General features: G+C 67.2%; 20 protein-coding genes and 4 pseudogenes. 9 read left to right on the forward strand and 15 right to left on the reverse strand.

Translation table 11 applies throughout. The annotated features are described in order from the left end of the window. Positions 1-38 precede the first annotated feature (38 nt). Positions 39-866: pseudogene (locus KB879_RS17485) on the forward strand (LysR substrate-binding domain-containing protein); the annotation flags it as partial. Positions 867-878: 12 nt separating this feature from the next. Here the strand turns inward: KB879_RS17485 and KB879_RS17490 are convergent. After that, positions 879-1,877 carry an AraC family transcriptional regulator gene (locus tag KB879_RS17490; RefSeq protein WP_153956940.1) on the reverse strand — a complete coding sequence of 333 codons (999 nt, stop codon included), beginning with the start codon at positions 1,875-1,877 and terminating at the stop codon, positions 879-881. Between the two features lie 280 nt (positions 1,878-2,157). Between KB879_RS17490 and KB879_RS17495 the strand changes: the two are divergent. Further along, positions 2,158-2,493: pseudogene (locus KB879_RS17495) on the forward strand (AMP-binding protein); the annotation flags it as partial. 36 nt (positions 2,494-2,529) lie between these two features. On the opposite strand, the gene KB879_RS17500 reads toward KB879_RS17495, so the two are convergent. The 5 genes from KB879_RS17500 to KB879_RS17515 form a co-directional block, all read right to left on the reverse strand. Further along, a complete protein-coding gene (locus tag KB879_RS17500) occupies positions 2,530-3,504 on the reverse strand; it encodes a tripartite tricarboxylate transporter substrate binding protein (RefSeq protein ID WP_211979498.1) in 975 nt (324 codons plus the stop codon). A 52-nt stretch (positions 3,505-3,556) separates the two neighbouring features. Beyond that, on the reverse strand, positions 3,557-3,802 hold the full coding sequence (locus tag KB879_RS39400) for a hypothetical protein (protein WP_228772797.1): 246 nt from the start codon (positions 3,800-3,802) through the stop codon (positions 3,557-3,559). Between the two features lie 68 nt (positions 3,803-3,870). Beyond that, positions 3,871-4,272: a DsbA family protein gene (locus tag KB879_RS40405; protein ID WP_330995910.1), complete on the reverse strand. Its 402-nt coding sequence runs from the start codon at positions 4,270-4,272 to the stop codon at positions 3,871-3,873. Beyond that, positions 4,269-4,469: a DUF1289 domain-containing protein gene (locus KB879_RS17510; protein WP_013954045.1), complete on the reverse strand. Its 201-nt coding sequence runs from the start codon at positions 4,467-4,469 to the stop codon at positions 4,269-4,271. Before KB879_RS17510 ends, KB879_RS40405 begins: the two co-directional genes overlap by 4 nt. A 58-nt stretch (positions 4,470-4,527) precedes the next feature. Further along, positions 4,528-5,586 carry a 3-keto-5-aminohexanoate cleavage protein gene (locus tag KB879_RS17515; RefSeq protein ID WP_013954046.1) on the reverse strand — a complete coding sequence of 353 codons (1,059 nt, stop codon included), beginning with the start codon at positions 5,584-5,586 and terminating at the stop codon, positions 4,528-4,530. 117 nt (positions 5,587-5,703) lie between these two features. Between KB879_RS17515 and KB879_RS17520 the strand changes: the two are divergent. Further along, a pseudogene (locus KB879_RS17520) lies at positions 5,704-5,865 on the forward strand (AraC family transcriptional regulator); the annotation flags it as partial. Between the two features lie 218 nt (positions 5,866-6,083). Here the strand turns inward: KB879_RS17520 and ltrA are convergent. The 5 genes and pseudogenes from ltrA to argG all read right to left on the reverse strand — a co-directional run bounded on the left by ltrA (position 6,084) and on the right by argG (position 12,658). Further along, positions 6,084-7,560: pseudogene (gene ltrA, locus KB879_RS17525) on the reverse strand (group II intron reverse transcriptase/maturase). Between the two features lie 359 nt (positions 7,561-7,919). Beyond that, entirely contained in the window at positions 7,920-9,083 is a 1,164-nt protein-coding gene (locus KB879_RS17530; RefSeq protein ID WP_211979499.1) for a porin, read from the reverse strand. A 66-nt stretch (positions 9,084-9,149) separates the two neighbouring features. Further along, positions 9,150-9,743 carry an alpha/beta hydrolase gene (locus KB879_RS17535; protein ID WP_211979500.1) on the reverse strand — a complete coding sequence of 198 codons (594 nt, stop codon included), beginning with the start codon at positions 9,741-9,743 and terminating at the stop codon, positions 9,150-9,152. Positions 9,744-9,760: 17 nt separating this feature from the next. Then, on the reverse strand, positions 9,761-11,101 hold the full coding sequence (locus KB879_RS17540) for an MFS transporter (protein WP_013954051.1): 1,341 nt from the start codon (positions 11,099-11,101) through the stop codon (positions 9,761-9,763). Positions 11,102-11,332: 231 nt separating this feature from the next. Further along, a complete protein-coding gene (gene argG / locus KB879_RS17545; RefSeq protein WP_013954052.1) occupies positions 11,333-12,658 on the reverse strand; it encodes an argininosuccinate synthase in 1,326 nt (441 codons plus the stop codon). A 302-nt stretch (positions 12,659-12,960) separates the two neighbouring features. Between argG and KB879_RS17550 the strand changes: the two genes are divergently transcribed. The 3 genes from KB879_RS17550 to KB879_RS17560 are packed head-to-tail and all read left to right on the forward strand — an operon-like array spanning position 12,961 to position 15,934. Then, complete coding sequence (locus KB879_RS17550) at positions 12,961-14,124, forward strand: CaiB/BaiF CoA-transferase family protein (protein WP_211979501.1); 1,164 nt, start codon at positions 12,961-12,963, stop codon at positions 14,122-14,124. A gap of 49 nt (positions 14,125-14,173) precedes the next feature. Continuing rightward, the gene (locus KB879_RS17555) at positions 14,174-15,142 is read left to right on the forward strand and encodes a tripartite tricarboxylate transporter substrate binding protein (RefSeq protein WP_211979502.1); all 969 of its coding nucleotides are present in this window, start codon (positions 14,174-14,176) and stop codon (positions 15,140-15,142) included. Positions 15,143-15,157: 15 nt separating this feature from the next. After that, entirely contained in the window at positions 15,158-15,934 is a 777-nt protein-coding gene (locus tag KB879_RS17560) for an enoyl-CoA hydratase (protein WP_013954055.1), read from the forward strand. A 15-nt stretch (positions 15,935-15,949) separates the two neighbouring features. Here the strand turns inward: KB879_RS17560 and KB879_RS17565 are convergent, their stop codons facing one another. Next, entirely contained in the window at positions 15,950-16,897 is a 948-nt protein-coding gene (locus KB879_RS17565) for a LysR family transcriptional regulator (RefSeq protein ID WP_011617941.1), read from the reverse strand. A gap of 264 nt (positions 16,898-17,161) precedes the next feature. On the opposite strand from KB879_RS17565, the gene KB879_RS17570 reads away from it, so the two are divergent. The 3 genes from KB879_RS17570 (at position 17,162) to KB879_RS17580 (ending at position 18,537) form a co-directional block, all read left to right on the forward strand. Beyond that, positions 17,162-17,587, forward strand: a complete 426-nt coding sequence (locus KB879_RS17570; RefSeq protein WP_013954057.1) for a VOC family protein — start codon at positions 17,162-17,164, stop codon at positions 17,585-17,587. A gap of 86 nt (positions 17,588-17,673) precedes the next feature. Then, on the forward strand, positions 17,674-17,877 hold the full coding sequence (locus KB879_RS17575; RefSeq protein WP_010811191.1) for a SlyX family protein: 204 nt from the start codon (positions 17,674-17,676) through the stop codon (positions 17,875-17,877). Between the two features lie 105 nt (positions 17,878-17,982). Further along, the gene (locus tag KB879_RS17580; RefSeq protein ID WP_013954058.1) at positions 17,983-18,537 is read left to right on the forward strand and encodes a DUF1439 domain-containing protein; all 555 of its coding nucleotides are present in this window, start codon (positions 17,983-17,985) and stop codon (positions 18,535-18,537) included. A gap of 40 nt (positions 18,538-18,577) precedes the next feature. Here the strand turns inward: KB879_RS17580 and KB879_RS17585 are convergent, their stop codons facing one another. The 3 genes from KB879_RS17585 to KB879_RS17595 all read right to left on the reverse strand — a co-directional run bounded on the left by KB879_RS17585 (position 18,578) and on the right by KB879_RS17595 (position 20,880). Continuing rightward, positions 18,578-19,477 (reverse strand): DMT family transporter, encoded by a 900-nt coding sequence (locus KB879_RS17585; RefSeq protein ID WP_211979503.1) that lies wholly within the window; start codon positions 19,475-19,477, stop codon positions 18,578-18,580. Between the two features lie 360 nt (positions 19,478-19,837). After that, positions 19,838-20,701, reverse strand: a complete 864-nt coding sequence (locus KB879_RS17590) for an NAD-dependent protein deacetylase (protein WP_211979504.1) — start codon at positions 20,699-20,701, stop codon at positions 19,838-19,840. Continuing rightward, a complete protein-coding gene (locus KB879_RS17595) occupies positions 20,698-20,880 on the reverse strand; it encodes an oxidoreductase-like domain-containing protein (RefSeq protein ID WP_153954290.1) in 183 nt (60 codons plus the stop codon). The genes KB879_RS17590 and KB879_RS17595 overlap by 4 nt, the downstream gene beginning before the upstream one ends. Positions 20,881-20,884: the final 4 nt, after the last annotated feature.

Consider the following 20,884-nt stretch of genomic DNA (forward strand, 5'->3'; position numbering starts at 1 on the left):
GCGCAGCGTGGCGGAGGAATCAGGATGTTGTCGTTGGTGAGGCGACACTGGGCCTGGCGCTGGCGACCCGCACCGCCAGGCGGCTGAGCCTGACGCCGGAGGGTGAGCGCTTCGCGCGCGAGGGTGCGTCCCTGCTGGCACAGCTCGACGCCTTGCCTGAATCGTTCCGGCGCGAGGACAGCCGGCTGACGGGCACGCTGCGCATTGCCGCGCCGTTCGGGTACGGGCCCCACCATGTGGCCCCGCTGCTGGCGCGCTTAGCCCAGTTGCATCCCGGCCTGCGCCTGCAGCTTGACCTACGCGAAACGCCCTGGCCCGACCGGCATGACTCGGACGCCGTCATCCATATCGGCGCCGTGCGCGACTCGTCCTGGATTGCGCGCACGCTTGCGTCCAATACGCGCTGGCTATGCGCCAGCCCTGCCTACCTGCGCCAGCGCGGCACGCCCGCCGTGCCGCGCGACTTGCTCGAGCATGCCTGTATCTGCATCCGCGAGAATGACGAGGACGTGACGCTTTGGCGCTTGCGCCGGGCTGGCACCCGGCGACGTGCATCAGCGCGCGAGAGCGTGCGCGTGGTGCCGGCCTACACCAGCAATGACGGCAGCGTGGCGCGGGCCTGGGCCGAACAGGGGCTGGGACCGGTGCTGCGCTCGGAATGGGACGCCGCCGACGCGGTGGCGCGCGGCGTGCTGGTGCGCGTGCTGGTAGACTGGGAATTCGACAGCGCACCGGTGACGCTGCTGGTTCCTTCGCGACGGGGACGCACGGCCCGCGTGCAGGCGCTGATGCAGTTCCTGGAAGAGGCACTGGGAAGCTGCAAGCAGGACCAGGTGCCAGCACGCCGGGCCCGTCCACCAGGCTGACGCCTTTTCCCGCTACCCCGCCGCATGATCCCTGCGCCAGTTGGCCGGCGCCATCCCGAACTGCGCCGAAAACCACCGTGTAAACGAACTGGCCGACCCATACCCCAGCAACTGCGACACCCGCAGCAGCGAATAGCGCGGATTCTCCACGTACCGTCGCGCCAGTTCGCGCCGCACGTCGTTCAGGATCTCCGTGAAGGTCTCACCCGCGTCGTCGAGCTGGCGCTGCATGGTGCGCAGGCTCAGGCCCAGGCCTTCCGCCACGGCTTCACAGGTGGCGCGGCCCATCGGCAGCATCAGGTAGATCGCGGCGCGCACTTCATGGCCGACGGACTGCGGGTTGGCGCGGGGCAGCGTGTCGATGAACTGCTGCGCGTAGCGTGCCATGACCGGGTCCGCCGTCGGGTTCGGCGCGTCGAGATCGGCGGCGCGGCAGATGATGCCATTGCTGTCCGCGTTGAATTCCAGCGGGCAACCGAACAGGCGGCGATGGATGCGCAGGTCGGCCGGCGCCGCATGCGTGAAGCTCACGCCGATCGGCTGCCAGCGCGGGCCCAGCAGCAGCGCGCACATGCGGAAGACGACACCGATGGCCAGCTCAGTGGCCTGCCGCGAAGGCGCGTCGCTGAGCACTTCCTGCCGGATGACCACCGCGCTGCCGGCATCCTCAAGCAACAGCGCCACCGAATCGTTGACCAGGTGCCGGTAGCGGATGGTGGTGGCCAGCGCGGCACGCAGCGTGGGCTGCTGGCTGATCAGCAGGCTCATCACGCCAAAGTCCGACAGCTGGCGCGACTCCGCCATGCGCAGCCCGAAGGTCGGGCAGGCCGACGCCTGCGCGGCGGCTTCCAGCAGCGCCACGCAGGCGCTGACCGGGACGCGCTGGTCGGGATCGTCCAGCCAGGCCCGCCGCAGCCGCGCCTGGCGCAGCAACGGCTGCGGGTCCAGGCCGAGGTCGCGCGAAACCTCGAGGAAGTTGGTCAGTGCGGCAGCACGTATCAGGGTTTCCAAGCCAGCGTTGCCTTGCGATGAGATGTCAATCGGGGGCGCGGTCTGCCCGCCGCAGCAGCGATCATAGGGCCGCATGGCATGAAATGCAAAGTCATCGGGAGTCAATGCAACGCCGGCCGGGGCAGCAATCCCTACAGTTCTCTGCATGTGCAGCGTGTTCCGCACCAACGAGACTCCAGGAGACAAGACAATGGCAAATGTTGTCCGCATATACGAGACCGGCGGCCCCGAAGTGCTGCGCTACGAACACATGAAGCGGGCGAGCCGGGCCCGGGACAGGTCGGTCAACGTGCGGCTGTCGGCGCAGCGGATCCTGTACACGCTGAACGATTCCGGCGCCGAGGTGGTGCTGCTCCATCCGGACTTCCTGCCGGTGATGGAAGAGATCCGCTGCCAGCTGACCAGCGTGCGCAGCTTTGTCCTGCTGGCCGACGGCCAGCACGTTCCGCCGACATCACTGCCGTTCGGCGGCGAGTATGAGGCCCTGCTGAGCGCGGCCTCGTCCGACTTCGACTTCCCCGAATTCGACGAGAACACCCGCGCGGTCACCTTCTACACGACGGGCACCACCGGCGATCCCAAGGGCGTGTGCTACAGCCATCGCGACATCAGCCTCGGATGAGGCTGCCCTTTTGCGTTGCCGGGAACGGACTCAGGGTTGGATATTGAACGCCTTGACGATGCCGGCATTGCGCTCGAACTCCGCGCGCACTGATTCGCTCAGTTGCGGCAGGGGCTGCGCTGACAACGGCTCATAGCCGAGCGCCTTCATCCGGTCACGCACCTTGGCGGAAGCCGCGGCCTTGTAGGCAGCCGCGTGGATCTTCTCGGCCAGTTCGGGCGACAGCTTCGACGACGCAATCACGCCCACCCAGTTGCTGAAGTCCATGTCGGGGTAGCCCAATTCCGCAAAGGTCGGCACCTGCGGCAGCAGCGCCGAGCGGCTTTTCGACGCCACGGCATAGACCTGCACCTTGCCGGCACGAATCATCGGCAGCGAGGTCACCATGCCGTCGTACATCACCGCGATCTGATTGCCCATCACCTGCGTCAGCGCCGGCGCGGAACCGGCAAAGGGCACATGCTGCAAGTCGATCCCGGCCTTCTGGTTCATGATCATGCCGGCGTAGTGCGAAGCGGTGCCGGCGCTGTACGAGGCAAAGCTGAGCTTGCCCGGATTGGCCCGGGCGTAGCTGACCAGGCTCTTCAGGTCCTTGGCCGGCAGACCAGGCGCGCCAATCATCACCATGCGCGAACGCGCCACGGCGGCGATGGGCCTGACGTCTTTCAGCGGGTCGAACCCCTGCTTGAGCACATGCGGGATCTCGGTCAGCACATTGCTGGCGGTGACCATGATGGTCTGGCCATCGGCGGGCGCGGCCAGCATGGTGGTGATGGCAATGCCGCCGCCGGCGCCCGGCTTGTTGTCGACCACCACGGGGTGGCCAAGGTCCGCCGACAGCTGGTCTGCCAGCAGGCGGGCGAGCACGTCCATGGTGCCGCCCGCGGGGGCGGGCACCAGCATCCGGACCGGCTTGCTGGTCCAGGCCATGGCAGCGGGGGCCGCCAGCGCCAGGCCGGCAGCCACGGCGGCGATGCGCAGCAGGAATGTAGGGTGGGTGGGCATGTTGTCTCCCTTATGTAGTATGGATCTTCTGTCCAGCGTTGCCGGCATGGCGTCACCGTGTGGTGAGCGCGATGCCTGGCAGGTGTGGGGAAGCGGGAGACGCGCGGGCCAGCGCCCGGAGCATTGCCTCCAGCAAGGCACGCGGCGGCCTGGCGCCGGCGATCGGCGGCGCACCGTTGATCACGAAGCGCGGCACGCCCAGGCCGGGATTGGGTAGCGGCACCTCCTCGCCATGCAGCGGCGGCAGCCACGCCAGGTCTTGCGCAATGGCCGGCGCCGCCGCTTGCGGCATCGGCATGCACAGGCGATGCTGCCGCGTGCAGCACGCGCGGATCGCCGAGGTCCTCACCGCGCAGGAAGTACCCTTCAAACAACCAGTCGATCAGCGCGGATGCGGCCGCTTCGCCACCAGCCTGGCGCGCATACCGGATCAGGCGATGCGCAAGCACGGTGTTCGGCAGCACCTCGATGCGGTCGGGTTCCAGCGTGATGCCGGCCTCTCGCGCCGCGGCGCATACCTGCGCCTGCCGCAGCGCCACGGCTTCGGCGCTGCCAAGCCGCGCCAGTCTGAACTTGCGATTGGGGGATGCCGGCCGGCGGCAGCGTCGGAAACAGGGGACAGCTGCGCCATTCGACCGTGACCGCTACATCGGGCCGTTGCTGGGCCAGCTGCGCCAGCGCTGTTTCAAGATGGCGCTTGCCGATCATGCACCAGGGGCAGACCAGGTCGAACCCGACCTGGATGAAGAGGGAGGCGGGCTGGCTCATGACAGAGCGCCCGTAGCGGCACGCTGCCCGCGGCGGGCCGGCGCCGCCGCCAGCACTTGCGCGCGTTCGGCTTCGCTCATCTGCGCCCAGCGCCCGATTTCCAGCCGTGTCCTGGCGCAGCCCTGGCAATAGCGGTTGGCGAGGTCCATGCGGCAGATGTTGATGCAGGGATTGATGAGGGCGTCAGGGTGATGCATCACGAACTCCGGTAGTGCATGGCAAGGGCCGGCCGGTATGCCGGCCCCGCGGCCAGGGTCAGGCGGCTGCGCGCAGCGGCAGGTTCTTCTGCCCCGCCTTGCGGTTGGGCGCCATGCCATTGGCTTCCAGCGTGGCGTCAGCGCTGTCGTACCAGGTGCCGATGCGGTAGATCTCGCGGGCTTCCTTGCACGATGCGATCTCGCGGCCCAGTTCATGCGCCACGCGCACGCACTGCTCGATCTGCTGCACCGAGGTCATGCGGTTGCCGTACTGGTCGATGATGGTGTCTTCGATGCCGCAACGCGGGTGCAGGCCCATCGCCATCGCCATCATGTTGAACGGCAGCACGTTCTTCAGCAGCGACTCCGCGGTCAGCGTGCAGCCGTCCGGCGCGCGGTGCACGAAGTTGAAGAAGTTGAACGGGTTGGGGCCATCAAAGCCGCCGCCGATGCCGATCCAGGTCAGGTTCAGCGGGCCGGTGTAGACGCCGGCGCGCACCAGCCGTTCCAGCGTTTCCAGCGCGTGCATGCCGGTCAGCTGGAAATGCGGCTGGATGCCCGACGCCTGCAGCCGGCGCAGGTGCTCCTCAACCCAGCCCGGACCGGCCGGCACCGTCATCTCGCGATAGGCGGCCTGATAGGCCGGGTGTTCCAGCGAGGTGCCCTTCAGGTATTCCGGATAGAGCAACTCCATGATGTTCATCTGCGTGGTGTTGATCGCCACGGTCACCTGGTCGGGCTTGGGCTCCAGCTCTGCCAGCATGTGGCGGGTGTCGTCGGACAGCCACTTGGCCGCCTGGCCGTCGTCTTCCGGCGCAAACGAGATCGAGCCGCCGACCTGGATGATCATGTCCGGCACCGCGGCGCGCACGCCGGCGATCAGCTCGTTGAACTTAGACAGTCGCTTGGAGCCCTTGCCGTCGAGTTCGCGCACGTGCAGGTGCAGCACCGTGGCGCCGGCGTTGTAGCAGTCGACGGCTTTCTGGACCTGTTCTTCCATGGTGACGGGGATGTCCTCGGGAAAGTCCTGCGGCATCCACTCCGGGCCATACGGGGCCACGGTGATCACCACCTTGTCCATGTTCTCGGGGTGCAGGGAATCGTCAAGGAATTGCACGGATGGCTCCGGTTGGATAGTGGTTGGAGTATCGGCGAACGACTGCTCGCAATTTGACGATCCGGGACATTAGATTTACATTTCGGGACACCCAGGGAAAGCACGGAATCTGCCCCCATGTCCTACTATCTGCGCAGTGCCAGCCTGACCAATTACGTGGAAGTCGCGCGTTCGCTGGGGCTGGATCCATACCAGCAGCTGAGGGCGGCAAAGATCAACCGCTCGGTCCTGCTCGATCCCGATATCCGCATTCCCGCGGCGTCGGTGGGCGGCTTGCTGACTGAGCGCGTTTTCGCGGTGGTTCAGCGAGCGTATTGGATGCAGCGTGTCGGCGAGGCGTGCGCAGGCGGCGCAATAGAAAAGCCGCCGGCGCACAAGCGGCGCGGCGGCGAAGACGAGCATCGGGCGGGCCGCTAAGCCCGGAATCGCGGTAGGAATGCCCATTACTGAGCACCCCCCGCACAGATCCGTACGAGCCCGATTCGGGCATACGGCTCCTACCTCGGGTGTTTGACGTCAAAGCGCCGGTCGGGCCATGGATGAAGGATTCGAGGCTGTGGGAGCCAGGCATCCGCGATCCGCTCGACCCGCGTCCACGTCATGTGATCCTTTTGGCTGCGGCGCCGGAGCGCCCGCCGCCAGAGGTCAACAATGTGGTAAACGGAAGGCGCCGAGTGCTCGCGAGTTCGTTGGTACTGCGTGGTACGCGAAGTATCCGCGCACCACCTGCCTGAGCCATTTTCCTTGCGCAGGAATCGGTTCGTGCATGCGCCGCCGCAGGTCCTCCTTGATCTGCCTGAGCTTCGCCCGCATGCGATCACCTCGGGTCTTCCTCTGCAACTGGAAGGCACCCCGACGCGATCGTCCGCAGATAAAGATGAAACCCAGGAAGGCGAAGGTCTCCGGTCGGCCAAGACCTCGACGCTGGCGGTTGGCCGCTGCGTTGCGACCAAACTCCAGTAACCTCGTCTTGTCCGGATGAAGCACAAGCGAGAACTCCTCCAGCCTCTGTCGCATCGCGTCCCAGAAGCGCCGCGCGTCAGCTTCGTGCTCGAAGCCAACCACAACATCATCTGCGTACCGCAGAATAATGACGTTGCCTTTAGCTTCCCGCCGTCGCCACCGGTTGGCCCAGAGATCAAACACGTAGTGCATATACACGTTCGCGAACAGTGGCGACGCCACTGACCCCTGCGGTGTACCTGTTTCACTGACGCTCAGTTCTCCATTCTCCAAAACGCCCGCCTTGAGCCATTTCCGCACAAGACGAATGATGCGCTCGTCGCCGATCCGATGCTCCACGAATCGAACCAGCCAGTCCTGGCTGACCGAGTCAAAGAAACTCCGGATGTCGGCGTCTAAAATCCAGTTCACCGGGGTGCGGATGATGGCCGTTGCCAACGCGTCCAGCGCATCATGCTGACTGCGTCCGGGTCGGAACCCGTACGAGAAACCGAGAAAGTCTTCCTCGTAGATCGCATTTAGCACTTCAACCACCGCGCGCTGGACGACTTTGTCTTCCAGTGCGGCAATCCCCAATGGGCGCTGCTTGCCGTCCGGCTTGGGTATGTACTGCCGCCGAACGGGCAGTGCCCGATACGCTCCGCTGAGTACCTGCGTGTGCAGACGCTGAAGATGCTCTTCCAGTCCCGCTTCGTAGTACCGCCACGTCATGCCATCCACTCCTGGTGCCGCGTTGCGTTTGAGCGCATAAAACGACTCCCGAAGCCGGTCGACCGTGACGTGGTGCAGAAGCGCGGTGAACCGCTCCTTCTTCCGCTGCCTTGCAGCTTGACGTACACGTACCAATCCCTGTGGCACGCTTACCCGGTTCTGTGCCCGGCACGTGTTGGATTGACCCGTGTTCCCCTTGGTCCCCGCCCTTCGCTCCACCCACTCCGCAGTCGGTCTCCCGGCGTTGTTCGCAGGTTTCTTCGCTACTACGGCGGAGTCTGACTTCTCCCGTCCGTTCATCATCGGCTACGGCTCCTCGCCTTCCCGATGCGGACCAGCCCATGCTGCGACTGGCCAGACGCGAGACCTCCCGGTTCCCGCGCAAGGAGCGTCCGTGCGTGCCAGGGTCTTTGACCACGCCGGGTCGTCGAGGCACTCGCGTTCACGCGCCCCTTCATGTTGCCTTCCGCGTTCTGAACCGCGTCGGCACCCGGAACAACACAACTATCGCGGCTCAATGGCTGGCCCACACGCTCCCCTACCGACGCTTCGCCGACCACCTCACGGTAGCCTGCGCACGGCTCGGGGCCGATGTGGTTCGCTATTCCTTCATCGTAGTGGACTTTCACCACCTACTCCTTGCCGGTCTCCCGGCGCACTCAGAACTTGTGCCGCATCCCCAAAGCCACGCCAACCATGCTGCGCTGCCCGTTGGCCGCGGCATAGCTGTTGCCCAGCGACAGGCTGTTGGCATAGACCGTGGCAAGCGACTCCAGCATCAGGCCGGCATTGCGAGCATAGGCCGTCGACAGGTACACATCCGTGCGCCGCGAAAACGCATAGTTGGCGACAAAGGCAACCTGCCACGGATTGGCCACTTCCGTATTGCCAAACAGGCTCCTGACATTGTCGTAGTTGTACTCCAGCGTCAGCCCCACGGCCGGGGTGACCTGATAGTTGGCGCCGATCCAGTAGTAGTCGTCCCGCTGGATCACCACGTCGGCGGCATTCTTGTTCTGACCCCAGCGATAGCCACCCATGATCTTGGCCGGGCCAAAGGCGTAGCTGGCCGCCACGACGGCCTTGCGCACGGTGCCATTGCTGGTGCCGATGGTGGGGTTCCACTGGTCATAGCCGATGGTGGCGCCGAACGGCCCGGTGGCATACGCCAGCGAGGCCCCGTAGGCGGTGTCGCGCCGGAACTGTCCGGGCACTTCGCCATTGCCGCCGATCGGGGTGGCAATACCAACAGTCTGCGGCAGCGCCAGCCCGGCGCCGAACGACCAGTGCGCCCGCGCCGTCAGCGGGCCGAACTGGCCGGTGTACTTGACCGTGTTGTCCTCGCGGAAATTGGCGCCCGCCTGCAGCACCACCGGTTCATATTGCGTGGCGTAGGCGGTAGGCGAGAAGTTCGCCAGCGCTTCAAAGATCGACGTGTACTGGCGGCCCAGGCTGAGCTGGCCGATGCCGGCGTGCTGCAGGGCGACAAAGGCCTGGCGGCCGAACAGGCGACCGCTCTGCTGCATGGTGCCGTTGTCCAGGCTGAAACCGCTTTCCAGCACGAACGACGCCTGCCATCCCGCACCAAGATCTTCCGCGCCGCGCAGGCCCCAGCGCGACCCGGACAGCCCGCCCGACGCCATCCGGAACACCTTGTCGCCCGGCCCTGGGTTGAAGCCGTTAGTGGCAACGGGCACAGCGCCGACGTGGTTCACGTATTCGACGTTGACGTCCGCCACGCCATACAGCGTGACGGACGATTGCGCGGCGGCCGCTAGCGGGCAGCCCAGCATCAAGGCCATCACGGTGCTTCTGGTTTTCATTCATCTCCTCCTTGGTTGCCCGGCCTTTGCGGCCGGATTCTTTTGTTGTGCCGCGGACGCGGCGGGTCACGAATCGTGCGTGACCAGGGTGCCCAGCTCCGCCAGCAAGTCATGGGCACGCGGCCACGGGCCGTAGCCCGCGGCAGGGTTGAGGTGGCCGACGTTGCCCAGGTCCACCAGCCGGCTGCCCCATGCGGCGGCCATCTCCGCGACACGCGCATGGCTGGCCAGTGGGTCGTTTCCGCTGGCAGCAACCAGGCTGGGGAACGGCAAGGGCGCGAGCGGCGTCGGCAGCCAGCCCCCCTGCACCAGCGTGTCCTGCGCCGGATAGCCGGGCGGCAGCGGCTGCGAAAAATCCGGCGGCGTCACCAGCAGCGCGCCCAGGATTCGGCGCTGGTGCCGCGCCGCCCAGTGCACGGTGATCATCACGCCGGCGCTGTGCGCGACCAGCACGACCGGCTTGTCGATGTCCGCCAGCGCGGCATCGAGCGCGGCGACGCGGGCCGCGCAACTGAGCTTGTCGTGCTCCAGCGGCGGCACGCAGCGGACGTCGCGCCCCTGCGCCTGCAGTTCGGCTTGCAGCAGCGTTTGCCAGTGCTCGGCGACGTGGTCGCGCAGGCCCGGCACCATCAGGACAGTGTGGGTGGGTGTAGCAGTCATGGTCGGATTGGAAGGAGTCAGGCAGGAACAACGTCAGGCACAGCGTGGCCATCCAGGCGGCGCAGGTCCGCCGCATAGCGCCGGCGGCCGAGGCAGAACAGCAGGGCCGCGGCCGCACCGGCAAGCGGAATCCATTGCAGCGCGCCGGTCAGGCCGATGTGGTCGGCCAGCACGCCGGTGAGGAACGGACCCGGTGCCAGCCCCAGCAGGTTGTTGATCAGGGTCAGCGTGGCAAACGCGGTCGCATGGATGGCAGGCCGCGTCAGGTTGGCCACCATCGCGCTGGCTGGGCCGGCGGTGCCGCCCACCACCAGCATGCCCGCGCCGATCAGCACCAGCTGCGCATGGCCCGCGGGCAGCCGGAACGCCGTCATCAGCAAGACGCAGCAGATCACGCTGTAGGCGATGGCCATCTGCCATTTGCGCGCGGGCACGCGCCGCGCCACGCGGTCGGTCAGCGCTCCGCAGGCCACCATGCCCACGCCGGCCATCAGCACCAGCATTGCCGCAGCCACGCCGGCGCGTCCGGTCGCCATGCCGTAGTCGCGCGACAGGAAGCTGGGCAGCCAGCCCAGCAGCGCCGCCATCACCAGCAGCTGCAGCGCACTGCCGGCGCAGGCGCAGAGCATGGAAGGCACCGTCAGCAGCTCGCGCACGATCCGGCGCGGCTCCAGTTGCCGGGCCGGGACCGCCGCGTCGCCGTTGGCCGCGCTCACGCGTTGCTGGAGCCCGCGCAGCCGATGCTCGCTGATGGTCAGGTAGTAGAGCGCCACCATCACCAGGCCGAAGCCGGCAATCCCGGCAAAGGCAATGCGCCAGCCAAAGTGGGCCGACAGGACACCGCCCAGCCCCATGCCAAGCACCGAGCCGAAGGCACCGCCGGCAATGAAGGCCGCGCTGAGGCTGGCGCGCAGATGGCGCGGGAACACCGACACCACTACCGCGATACCCACGCTGCCATACGCCGCCTCGCCGATGCCAACGCAAAGCCGCGCCAGGAACATCTGGCCGAAGCTGTCCGCCACCGCGCAGCCCAGCGTGGCCAGGCTCCACAGCGCCGCCATCAGGATCAGGCTGCGCACGCGTCCCCAGCGGTCGGCCAGCAGCGACAGCGGAATCGCGAGCACGCCCACCATCAGCGCCACCACGCCGCCGAGCGCGCCCAGCTCCGTATCACCGAGCTGCCATTCGGCCTTCAGCAGCGGAAACACCGCGTTGAGCACCTGGCGCGACATATAGTCCGACAGCAGCAGCGCGAACGTCAGCGCAAAGACGAGCCACGCATAGCGCGGTCCGGCAGCAGCCGGCAGGGCCGGCGTGGCCGACTCTGCGGCAAGGGCAAGGCGGGGTCTGGACATGGGCGTCTCCGGAAGCAGACCGGCGGTCTTCGCGCCGCCGTGCGTTCACAGCCCGCCGCCGAAGGGTGACGAGCGCAGGCAGTATCTGGCGATCGGGACCGCGCGGTTTGATATTCCGGGACGTACGTTTGACATTCCGGGACAGCTGGGGAAAACGCCGAGACAAAAAAAACCGGCACCCGAAGGTGCCGGTTTCTCGCTGGCCCGCCGTCAGGCGAGGCGCGGCGAAGCTCAGTCTTCCAGCTTCGGCAGCGAGGCGCTGACCTTGGTCGACAGCAGGCCGCTCTTGGCATAAGTCTGCAGCTTCTCGCGCGTGTCGACGATATCCAGCGTGCGCATGGTCAGCTGGCCGATCCGGTCCAGCGGCGTGAACATCGACTCGCCCTTCTCCATGGTCAGCCGTTCCGGCTTGTAGGTCAGGTTGGGCGAGGTGGTGTTCAGGATCGAGTAGTCGTTGCCGCGGCGCAGTTCAATGGTGACTTCGCCGGTGATGGCGCCCGCCACCCAGCGCTGGGCGGTTTCGCGCAGCATGATGGCTTGCGGGTCGAACCAGCGGCCCTGGTACAGCAGGCGGCCCAGGCGACGGCCGTTGTCGCGGTACTGCTCGATGGTGTCTTCGTTGTGGATGCCGGTGATCAGGCGCTCGTAGGCGATGAACAGCAGCGCCAGGCCCGGGGCTTCGTAGATGCCGCGGCTCTTGGCTTCGATGATGCGGTTCTCGATCTGGTCGCTCATGCCCAGGCCATGGCGCCCGCCGATGCGGTTGGCCTCCATGAACAGGTCGACGCTGTTGGCGAAGGTCTGGCCGTTCAGCGCGACCGGCTGGCCTTCCTCGAAGCGCACGGTGACTTCTTCGCGCTTCACTTCCACGTCATCGCGCCAGAACTGCACGCCCATGATCGGCTGGACGATGCGGATGCCTGAATCCAGGTGCTCCAGGTCCTTGGCCTCGTGGGTGGCGCCCAGCATGTTGGAGTCGGTCGAGTATGCCTTTTCGGCCGACATCTTGTAGTCGAAGCCGTTCTGGCGCATGAACTCCGACATCTCGGCGCGGCCGCCCAGTTCGTCAATGAACTGCTGGTCCAGCCACGGCTTGTAGATCTGCAGGCCGGGGTTGGTCAGGAGACCGTAGCGGTAGAAACGCTCAATGTCATTGCCCTTGAACGTGCTGCCATCGCCCCAGATGTTGACGCCATCTTCCTTCATTGCGGCAACCAGCATAGTGCCGGTGACAGCACGGCCGATCGGGGTGGTGTTGAAGTAGGTGATGCCGGCAGTCGAGATGTGGAACGCGCCGCACTGCATGGCGGCGATGCCTTCAGCCACCAGTTGCGTGCGGCAGTCGACCAGGCGGGCTTCCTCGGCACCGTAGGCCTTGGCGCGGCGGGGGATGTCGTCGTAGTCGGGCTCGTCGGGCTGGCCCAGGTTGGCGGTGTAGGCGTAGGGGACGGCGCCCTTCTGGCGCATCCAGAGGAGCGCCGCGCTGGTGTCAAGGCCGCCGGAGAAGGCGATTCCGACGCGCTGGCCGGAAGGAATGTGCTGAAGGATGGTAGTCATCGCCAGAAAATCTAAGTGAATTTGTCGGCTCTTGGGCGGGCTTCCAATACGCGCGCCGGGGCGGCGGGAAGCACGGCGACGCGGCCGGCCGAGTCACGTGCCGAGTCAGTGCCAAACGCGAATTGTGACACGGCAGCGCCCACGCGCCAAACGCCGGGACTGGCGGGGGCGTCGGCGCCACCTGCATCCGGGCCCGCCGGACCATTCAAATCCCGCGAACGCGCCTTTCAAAACTCTCGACTGGTTCGCGCCTGGGCCCCTCCCTATACTCCGCCGCACTGTTGTCTGAAAGCGGAGTCGTCATGCTGCATCGCGCCCTGGAAGGAGTCCGGGTCCTGGACTTGTCGCGCATCCTGGCCGGTCCCTGGTGTACCCAGAACCTGGCCGACCTGGGCGCCGAGGTGACCAAGGTCGAGCACCCGGAGCGCGGCGACGATACCCGCGGCTGGGGCCCGCCCTACCTGGAAGCGCCCGAGGGCAGCGGAGACACGCAGCGCCTGTCTGGCTACTTCATCTGCTGCAACCGCGGCAAGCGCTCGGTCGCGATCGACTATGGCACGCCCGAGGGCGCCGCGCAGGTACGTGAGCTGGCGCGCGAGGCCGACGTGCTGGTCGAGAACTACAAGGTCGGCACGCTGCGCCGCTACGGGCTGGACTACGACACGCTCAAGGCGATCAATCCGCGCCTGGTCTACCTGTCGATCACCGGCTTCGGCCAGAGCGGGCCGATGGCGGACAAACCCGGCTATGACTATGTGTTCCAGGGCATGGGCGGGCTGATGAGCTACACCGGCCAGCCCGACGGCACGCCCGGCGCCGGGCCGCTGCGCACCGGCGTCGCCGTGGTCGACCTGAGCACCGGCATGTATGCCACCTCCGCCGTCCTGGCCGCGCTGTACCAGCGCCAGGCGACCGGGCTGGGTGCGCACCTGGATATCGCGCTGCTCGATGTCGCAGTGGCGATGAACGCCAACCAGGCTGCCAACTACCTGGTGTCGGGCCAGAACCCGCAGCGCAGCGGCAATGCCCATCCCAACTGCGCGCCCTATGAAGTGTTCCGCTGCGCCGACGGCCACCTGATCCTGGCGATCGGCAATGACCGCCAGTTCGCGCGCTTCTGCGCCGTGGCCGGCATGCCGGATCTTGCGCAGGACCCGCGCTACGCCACCAACTCCGCGCGCATTGAGCACCTGCCCGCGCTGCGCGCCGTGCTGACCGATCTATTCCCCACACGCACGCGCGCTGCGTGGACCGATGCCTTCGATGCGGCCGGCGTGCCCTGGGGGCCGATCCACACTATGGATGAAGTCTTCGCCCACCCACAGGTGCAACACCGCGGGCTGATGCAGGTGGCCGAACACCCCGTCATGGGCAAAGTGCCCATGGTGCGCAACCCGATGCTGGCCGGGCACGACCTGGCGCTGCCACCGCCGCCGCTGCTGGGCGAACACAGCCCGGCAGGCTGAACGGCGCGCAGCGACCCACAAGACCGAAAACACTGACACGGAGACACCGATGAAACCAACCTTCACCGCCATCGCGCTGCTGGCTGCATGCGCAAGCGGCGCCGCGCATGCAAGCGCGTATCCCGACCGGCCGATCAAGATGATCGTCCCCTATGCCGCCGGCGGCACCACCGACATCATCGCGCGCATCGTCGGCACGCGCCTGGGCCCGGTGCTGGGGCAACCGGTGGTGGTCGAGAACCGCCCGGGCGCCGGCGGCGCGGTCGGCAGCGCCTACGCGGCCAAGCAGCCGGCCGACGGCTACACGCTGGTGATGGAGGTGGAGAGCTCGCACGCGGTCAACCCCAATGTCTACCTGAAGACCGCCTATGACCCGGTCAAGGACTTCGCTCCGGTCAGCAACCTGGCCGACGTGCCCAACGTGCTGGTGGTCAACCCGGCGTTCCCGGCCACGGACCTGCAGTCGTTCATCAAGCTGCTGAAGGCCAACCCCGGCAAGTACTCGTTCGGCTCGTCCGGCAACGGCGGACTGAGCCATATGAACGGCGAGCTGTTCATGAACGCCACCGGCACGCGCATGCTGCACGTGCCGTACAAGGGCCTGGGCCCGGCGCTCAACGATGCGGTGGCGGGCCAGATCCAGGTGGTGTTCGACAATATCCCATCGTCGTCGGGCCTGATCCAGGGTGGGCGCCTGAAGCCGCTGGCGGTCGCCGCGAAGCAGCGCCTGAAGGTGCTGCCCAATGTGCCGACCTATGCCGAGGCCGGGCTGCCGGCGATGAACAACCCGTCGTGGTTCGGCCTGGGCGCACCGGCGGGCACGCCCGCTGCCATCCTCGACAAGCTCAACGACGCCGTGCGCCAGGTATTGGCCGAGCCGGAGGTGATCGCCGCCATCGAGAAACAAGGCGCGGTCCCGGCACCGACATCGCGCAAGGCCTTCGGCGACCTGATCCGGGCGCAGAATGCGCACTGGAAGCAAGTCGTCGAGGACATCCACTTCACCAGGCTCCAGTAAGCCACAAGGAACGACATGAGCGCACTTCAGCAAGAACCGCACGCCGGCGTCGAGATCGACGCGCGCGGCATCGCCACCGTCACCATCCGCGAGGCGGGCTCGCTCAATATCCTGAGCACGCCGGTGATCGCATCGCTCACGCGCGCCATCGAAGCGCTGGCCGGCAATGACGCGGTACGCGTGCTGGTGCTGCGCGGCGCCGGCGAGAAAGGCTTTGTCGGCGGTGCCGACATCAAGGAAATGGCCGCGCTGGACCGCGCCAGCGCCGAGGCCTTCATCAGCGGCCTGCGCCGCCTGTGCGACGCCGTGCGCCACCTGCCGGTGCCCGTGATCGCGCGCATGCCGGGCTGGTGCCTGGGCGGTGGGCTGGAACTGGCGCTGGCGTGCGATATCCGCATCGCCGCCGACAACGCGCAGCTGGGCATGCCGGAAGTGAAGGTCGGCATCCCGTCGGTGATCCACGCCGCGCTGATGCCGCGCCTGATCGGCAATGCGCGCACGGCATGGATGCTGCTGACGGGCGAGATCTCCGATGCCGCCGAGGCGCTGCAGTGGGGGCTGGTGAGCCGCGTGGTGCCGCTGGCGGAGCTGGACCTGGAAATCGAACGCGTGGCCGCGCTGCTGGCCGGCTTCGGCCCGGTCGCGGTGCGTCAGCAGAAGCGCCTGCTGCGCGAGTGGGAAGATGCGCCGCTGGAAGTGTCGATCAACAACAGCGTGACCGAGTTCGGCAGCGCCTTCGACACCGGCGAGCCGCAGCAGCACATGGCCACCTTCCTGAACCGCAAGCGCTGAAGCGCGGGGAAGTGCTTACGGCGCCGTGGCCGCGACGGCGCCGCCTTCGCGCGTGGCCACCACGCGCGGATCGTTCAGCAGGAACTGCGCAAAGGCCTCGGCAAACGCCGGCAGCTTGCCGTCGGCGCGCACGATCAGGTTCAGTTCGCGCAGGGCCCACGGCTCTGCCAGCCGCACCCCCACCACGCGCGCCTCACGCAAGGCCTGCGCCGCCACGCTGCGCGGCACCAGCGCCACCCCCACGCCGGCCTCGGCCAGCGACAGCACCGCATCGAAGCTGTGCGCATGCAGCCGCACGTTGGGCCCCTTGCCCGCGCGCTGCGCCATGTCGCGCAGGAACAGGAAGTTGCTGCTGGTGCGGCTCATGCAGACAAAGTCGAAGGCCAGCGCCGCGCCGAAACGCACTTCAGGCTCGCGCGCCAGCGGGTGATCCGCGGCCACCGCAAGGATCAGCTCGTCGCGCGCATAGCGCACCGAGCGCACGCCGGTGGCTTCGCCGCCCGTCTGGAAATCTCCCGCCAGGATGCCGACATCGGCTTCGTGCGCCGCCACCGCCGCCAGGATCGACTGGCTGGCGCGCTCCTCCAGGTCGATGTTCACATCCGGGTTGGCCAGCAGGAAGCGGCTCACGCTCGGGATGATGAAACCGTTGAGCGAACTGCTGTTGGCCAGCAGCCGGATATTGCCCTTCAGCCCGGCAGAAAAGCGTCCCACCTCGCCATGCATGCGCTCCACGCCAAGCAGCAGTTCGCGCACATGGACCAGCAGGGTTTCACCGGCGGGCGTCAGTTCCATGCCGCGCGCGGTGCGCACGAACAGCGGCGTGCCCATCGCGTGCTCCAGGTTCTTCAGCCGGTAGCTCGCCGCCGACGCGGTGATATGCGTGGCCGAAGCGCCACCTGACAGGCTTTGCGCATCGGCAATGGCCTGGAACAGGCGCAGGTCGGTCAGTTCGTAACGCAAGGCAACTCCGCTTAGGTCGGGACGGTCGAAGGGATTGGCGCTGGTGGTGTCGCGGCCATTCTAGTGCAGCACCGTGGGCTTCCCGCCCGCCACCCGGTCCTCACACACTCCACTCACTTGATGTGGACGGCGTCCATTTTCTTTGCTAAGGTATTGTGGACGGCGTACACAAGAGCGTGCGCCAGTTGCCAGCGCGCCGCCTGATTCGCGCGCCATGCCGATATCCACGGCCGCCCGAGCGGCGGCCTACCTACAGGAGTTGTCATGCAAGTCCAACCCTATCTGTTTTTCGAAGGCCGTTGCGATGAAGCCGTTGAGTTCTACAAGAAGATTCTCGGCGCCAAGGTCAACATGCGGATGACGTTCAAGGAAAACCCAGAGGCCGACAAGGCCAGCCCGGGGTGCCAGCCCGGCGCCGGCACCGAAGACAAGGTCATGCACATGGAGTTCCAGATCGGCGACAGCGTGATCATGGCCTCCGACGGCCGCTGCTCGAACCAGCCCAACTTCCAGGGATTCGGCCTGTCGATCAACTACCCGGACAAGGCCGCGGTCGAAAAAGCCTTCAACGGCCTGAAGGAAGGCGGCCAGGTGGTGATGCCGCTGGACAAGACCTTCTTCGCCGAGCAGTTCGGCATGGTCACCGACCGCTTCGGCATCATGTGGATGCTGCTGACGGCACCGAAGTAAGCAAGATGTAACGCCGTTTCCCGGCCGGCGGAGCGCCATGTGGGCCGATAGGCTTACAATGCGCCGCCTGCCGGAGAAACCACGCCATGGACGATCGCATCAACGAACTCGAAATCAAGCTCGCCTTCCAGGAAGACCTGCTTGATACCCTGAACAGCACCGTGGCGCGCCAGCAGCAGCAGATCGACCTGCTGCAGGAACAGTTCCGCGCGCTGTACCAGCAGGTGCGCAGCGCCGCCACCACCGCGGCCGAAGCCGATCCCCAGCAGGAAATCCCGCCGCACTACTGATGGACGCGGGCCGATCGCCGATGTGACGGAACGCCACCCCGCCCGCGCGGTCTGACAGGCTGACCCATCCATCGCCGCCCTCGACAGGCGCGCCCCATCCGCCACATGCGTGTGAAACCTTCCCTGCTGATTGCCGCCGCCTGCGTCGCTGGTGCCTCCTCGGCGCTGGCCGGCTACAACATCTGGACCGGCGAGTACTCCCTCTCCCGGCAGGAACTGCAGACCGCCCTGGACCAGCGCTTCCCCGCCACGCTGCGCTACGCCGAAGTCGTCAGCGTGCAGCTCAGCCATCCCCGGCTGGTGCTGGACGAAGCCAACAACCGCGTCACCACCCACGTCGACGCACGCCTGACCAACGCCTTGCTGCCCTCCCCGCCGGTAGACGGCAAGCTCGCGCTGAACAGCGGCGTGCGCTATGACCCGGCCAAGCGCGCGGTGCTGCTAGACAACCCGACCGTGCAGCAGGTGGAAGTTGCCGGCATGGGGCAATACCGCGAACAACTCAATGCGATCGGCGCCGTGGTTGCGCAGCAGCTGCTGAAGGACTATCCGGTCTACACCTTCAAGCCCGAGGAGCTGCGCGTCGGCGGCAAGGATGTGGAGCCGGGGGCGATTACCGTGGGCAAGGATGAAGTGCGGGTGGAGGTGAAGCAGCGGTAGGCATAGCCTGCGGGCCAGGCTCGCTCCTTCTTCCTCTACCTCATCCCCGCCCACCTCTGAACACCACCCCCAACCCCGCCAGCACCGCCCCCATTCCCGCCATCGCCAGCGGCGCCATGCGGTTGCCCAGCAGCAGGTAGTCGAGCACCGCCGTACCCGCCGGCACCAGGTAGAACAGGCTGGTAACGTTGACCAGGTTGCCCGCGCGGATCAGGCGGTAGAACAGCAGCGTCGCACCGATCGAAATGACCAGTGCCAGCCACAGCAACGGCGCAGCGAACGCCAGCGAAGCATCGAAGGCGAAGGGCTGGAACGGCAGGCACAGCAGGCAGGCCGCGAGGCTCGCGCCGTACTGCAGCGGCAGCACTTCAGCCGGTGCACGCGTGATGCGCTTCTGCAGGATGGCGCCGACGGTCATGCTGGCGAGCGAGGCCAGCGCGCACAGCATGCCCGCCAGCGACAGTCTGGCCAGCAGCAGGCTGTCCGCCACCACCATGGCCAGCCCGGCGAGCGCGAAGGCCAGGCCCGCCATGCGTGCGGCGCTGAAGCGCCGCTCGGTCAGCAGCAGGGTCAGCATCGGCTGGGCGCCAAGCACGGTGGCGAGCACGCCGGGTGTCATGCCGTGGTCGAGCGCAAGGAAGTAAAAGACGGAGTAGCCGCCGATCAGCAGCAGGCCGGTCACGGCGGTGTACAGCCGCTCGCCGCGCGGCGGCAGCTGGCGGTGCCTGGCCAGGCCGATCGCGCCCAGCACGGCGCAGACCAGCGCGAAACGCAGCGTCAGCAAGGCGAAGGGCGTGGCGTGGTCGAGGGCCAGCCGGGCGGCGATGGCGCCGCTGCTCCACAGCAGCACGAAGAGGGGCGTGGCCCAGGCGAAGGAGTTGGTGGTGCGTGTGCCGGTGGCGGCGTCGAATTGCGCCACGCAGTCTTTGTCGGTTGTCATGGATGTCACCTGTCGTCAGCTTGGCAGGCTCCGGCGACGCGCATCGGCATGCGGCCATGGGACGGCGGCAGACGCGTACAGGCGTGCGGCTGCCGTGCGCGCAGGCACACGGATACGGGACTACCGGAGACGAATGAGGCTGGGGGGCGTACCCGTCAGCCGCGCGGCGGCGGCGGCGGGTGCGCACCGCCGATGAACGGCGGCGGCGCGACAGATGTGAACGCAGGCTGGCGACGCACGCATGGCAACGCGCGGCCCGGGGGCGCGGCGTTGATGGGGCGTTGGCGGTCTGCGGTCATGGTGGGAATCGAAGACTTTGAAGAAGCAATCTGGCGATGCTATGCCTGTGCGGCCATCGCGTCAACGAGGTTTTGTCGTGCCCTGCTCCAGCCGGGACACCAGCGCCTGCAGTGTCGGCGCGCATCCGGCTTCCACCTTCAGCACGAACATCGCGTCCGCGCGCGTGGTGCCCAGGTTGAGCGCGGCCACGGGCTTGCCCATCTGTCCGGCCCAGACGCAGAAGCGGTAGCCGGAATAGACCATCAGCGACGAACCGACCACCAGCATGGCATCCGCTGCTTCCAGTGCCGCACGCGCGGCATCGACCCGCGGACGCGGCACGGATTCACCGAAGAACACCACGTCCGGCTTGAGGATGCCGCCGCAGCGCCCGCACTCGGGCACGCGGAACTGCGCGAACAGCGGCGATTCGAAATGCACGTCGCCATCGGCGGCGGGCTCGGCGATCACGTCGCGCAGCGCGGCGTTCTGTGCCAGCAGCCAGTCCTGCAGGCCGGCGCGGTCATGGCGCGTGCCACAGTCCAGGCAGATGGCGCTGGCCAGGCTGCCATGCAGTTCGATCACACCCTCGCTGCCGGCGCGCTGGTGCAGGCCGTCGACATTCTGCGTGACCAGCGCCGTGAGCCGGCCGTGCGCGCCAAGGCGCGACAGCGCATGGTGCGCGGCATTGGGTCGCGCCTGCCACGCCACCGGCCAGCCAAGCATGCTGCGCGCCCAGTAGCGCTGGCGCCCCGCGTGCGAGCCCAGGAAGGCCTGCAGCGTGATGGGCTGCGAGCGCTGCCACTGGCCGCGCGCGTCACGGTAGCCGGGAATGCCGGAATCGGTACTGATGCCCGCGCCGGTCAGCACGAACAGGCGCGGGTGGCGCTGCACGAAATCGAACAGCGCGGACGTCGGGTGCGGGGGTTGCAGCGGCTCGCTCAACTTGCCGGATCCTCGGCATGGCGCGCCGCCTGGCGCGCCTCCCAGGCGCGCAGCTCCTCGCGGTAGCGGTCCATCTCCTGGTAGTAGTAGTCGAAGATGCAGGGATCGCAGCCGGAGCCGCAGCACTCGTCGTCGCCGGGCCGCTCTGGCGGCACCGGGCGGGGGTCGTCGGGGGGCATGGCG

Source organism: Cupriavidus sp. KK10 (genome assembly GCF_018223725.1).
GTDB classification, from domain to species: domain Bacteria; phylum Pseudomonadota; class Gammaproteobacteria; order Burkholderiales; family Burkholderiaceae; genus Cupriavidus; species Cupriavidus necator.

What these genes read in the sequence shown, in the direction of transcription:
- KB879_RS17595 (WP_153954290.1), bottom strand. Translation starts at nt 20,880, where the DNA reads ATGCCCCCCGACGACCCCCGCCCGGTGCCGCCAGAGCGGCCCGGCGAC.
- KB879_RS40405 (WP_330995910.1), bottom strand. Translation starts at nt 4,272, where the DNA reads ATGAGCCAGCCCGCCTCCCTCTTCATCCAGGTCGGGTTCGACCTGGTC.
- KB879_RS17500 (WP_211979498.1), bottom strand. Translation starts at nt 3,504, where the DNA reads ATGCCCACCCACCCTACATTCCTGCTGCGCATCGCCGCCGTGGCTGCC.
- KB879_RS17550 (WP_211979501.1), top strand. Translation starts at nt 12,961, where the DNA reads ATGCTGCATCGCGCCCTGGAAGGAGTCCGGGTCCTGGACTTGTCGCGC.
- KB879_RS17585 (WP_211979503.1), bottom strand. Translation starts at nt 19,477, where the DNA reads ATGACAACCGACAAAGACTGCGTGGCGCAATTCGACGCCGCCACCGGC.
- argG (WP_013954052.1), bottom strand. Translation starts at nt 12,658, where the DNA reads ATGACTACCATCCTTCAGCACATTCCTTCCGGCCAGCGCGTCGGAATC.
- KB879_RS17560 (WP_013954055.1), top strand. Translation starts at nt 15,158, where the DNA reads ATGAGCGCACTTCAGCAAGAACCGCACGCCGGCGTCGAGATCGACGCG.
- KB879_RS17510 (WP_013954045.1), bottom strand. Translation starts at nt 4,469, where the DNA reads ATGCATCACCCTGACGCCCTCATCAATCCCTGCATCAACATCTGCCGC.
- KB879_RS17575 (WP_010811191.1), top strand. Translation starts at nt 17,674, where the DNA reads ATGGACGATCGCATCAACGAACTCGAAATCAAGCTCGCCTTCCAGGAA.
- KB879_RS17535 (WP_211979500.1), bottom strand. Translation starts at nt 9,743, where the DNA reads ATGACTGCTACACCCACCCACACTGTCCTGATGGTGCCGGGCCTGCGC.
- KB879_RS17580 (WP_013954058.1), top strand. Translation starts at nt 17,983, where the DNA reads ATGCGTGTGAAACCTTCCCTGCTGATTGCCGCCGCCTGCGTCGCTGGT.
- KB879_RS17530 (WP_211979499.1), bottom strand. Translation starts at nt 9,083, where the DNA reads ATGAAAACCAGAAGCACCGTGATGGCCTTGATGCTGGGCTGCCCGCTA.
- KB879_RS17540 (WP_013954051.1), bottom strand. Translation starts at nt 11,101, where the DNA reads ATGTCCAGACCCCGCCTTGCCCTTGCCGCAGAGTCGGCCACGCCGGCC.
- KB879_RS39400 (WP_228772797.1), bottom strand. Translation starts at nt 3,802, where the DNA reads ATGCCGATGCCGCAAGCGGCGGCGCCGGCCATTGCGCAAGACCTGGCG.
- KB879_RS17570 (WP_013954057.1), top strand. Translation starts at nt 17,162, where the DNA reads ATGCAAGTCCAACCCTATCTGTTTTTCGAAGGCCGTTGCGATGAAGCC.
- KB879_RS17555 (WP_211979502.1), top strand. Translation starts at nt 14,174, where the DNA reads ATGAAACCAACCTTCACCGCCATCGCGCTGCTGGCTGCATGCGCAAGC.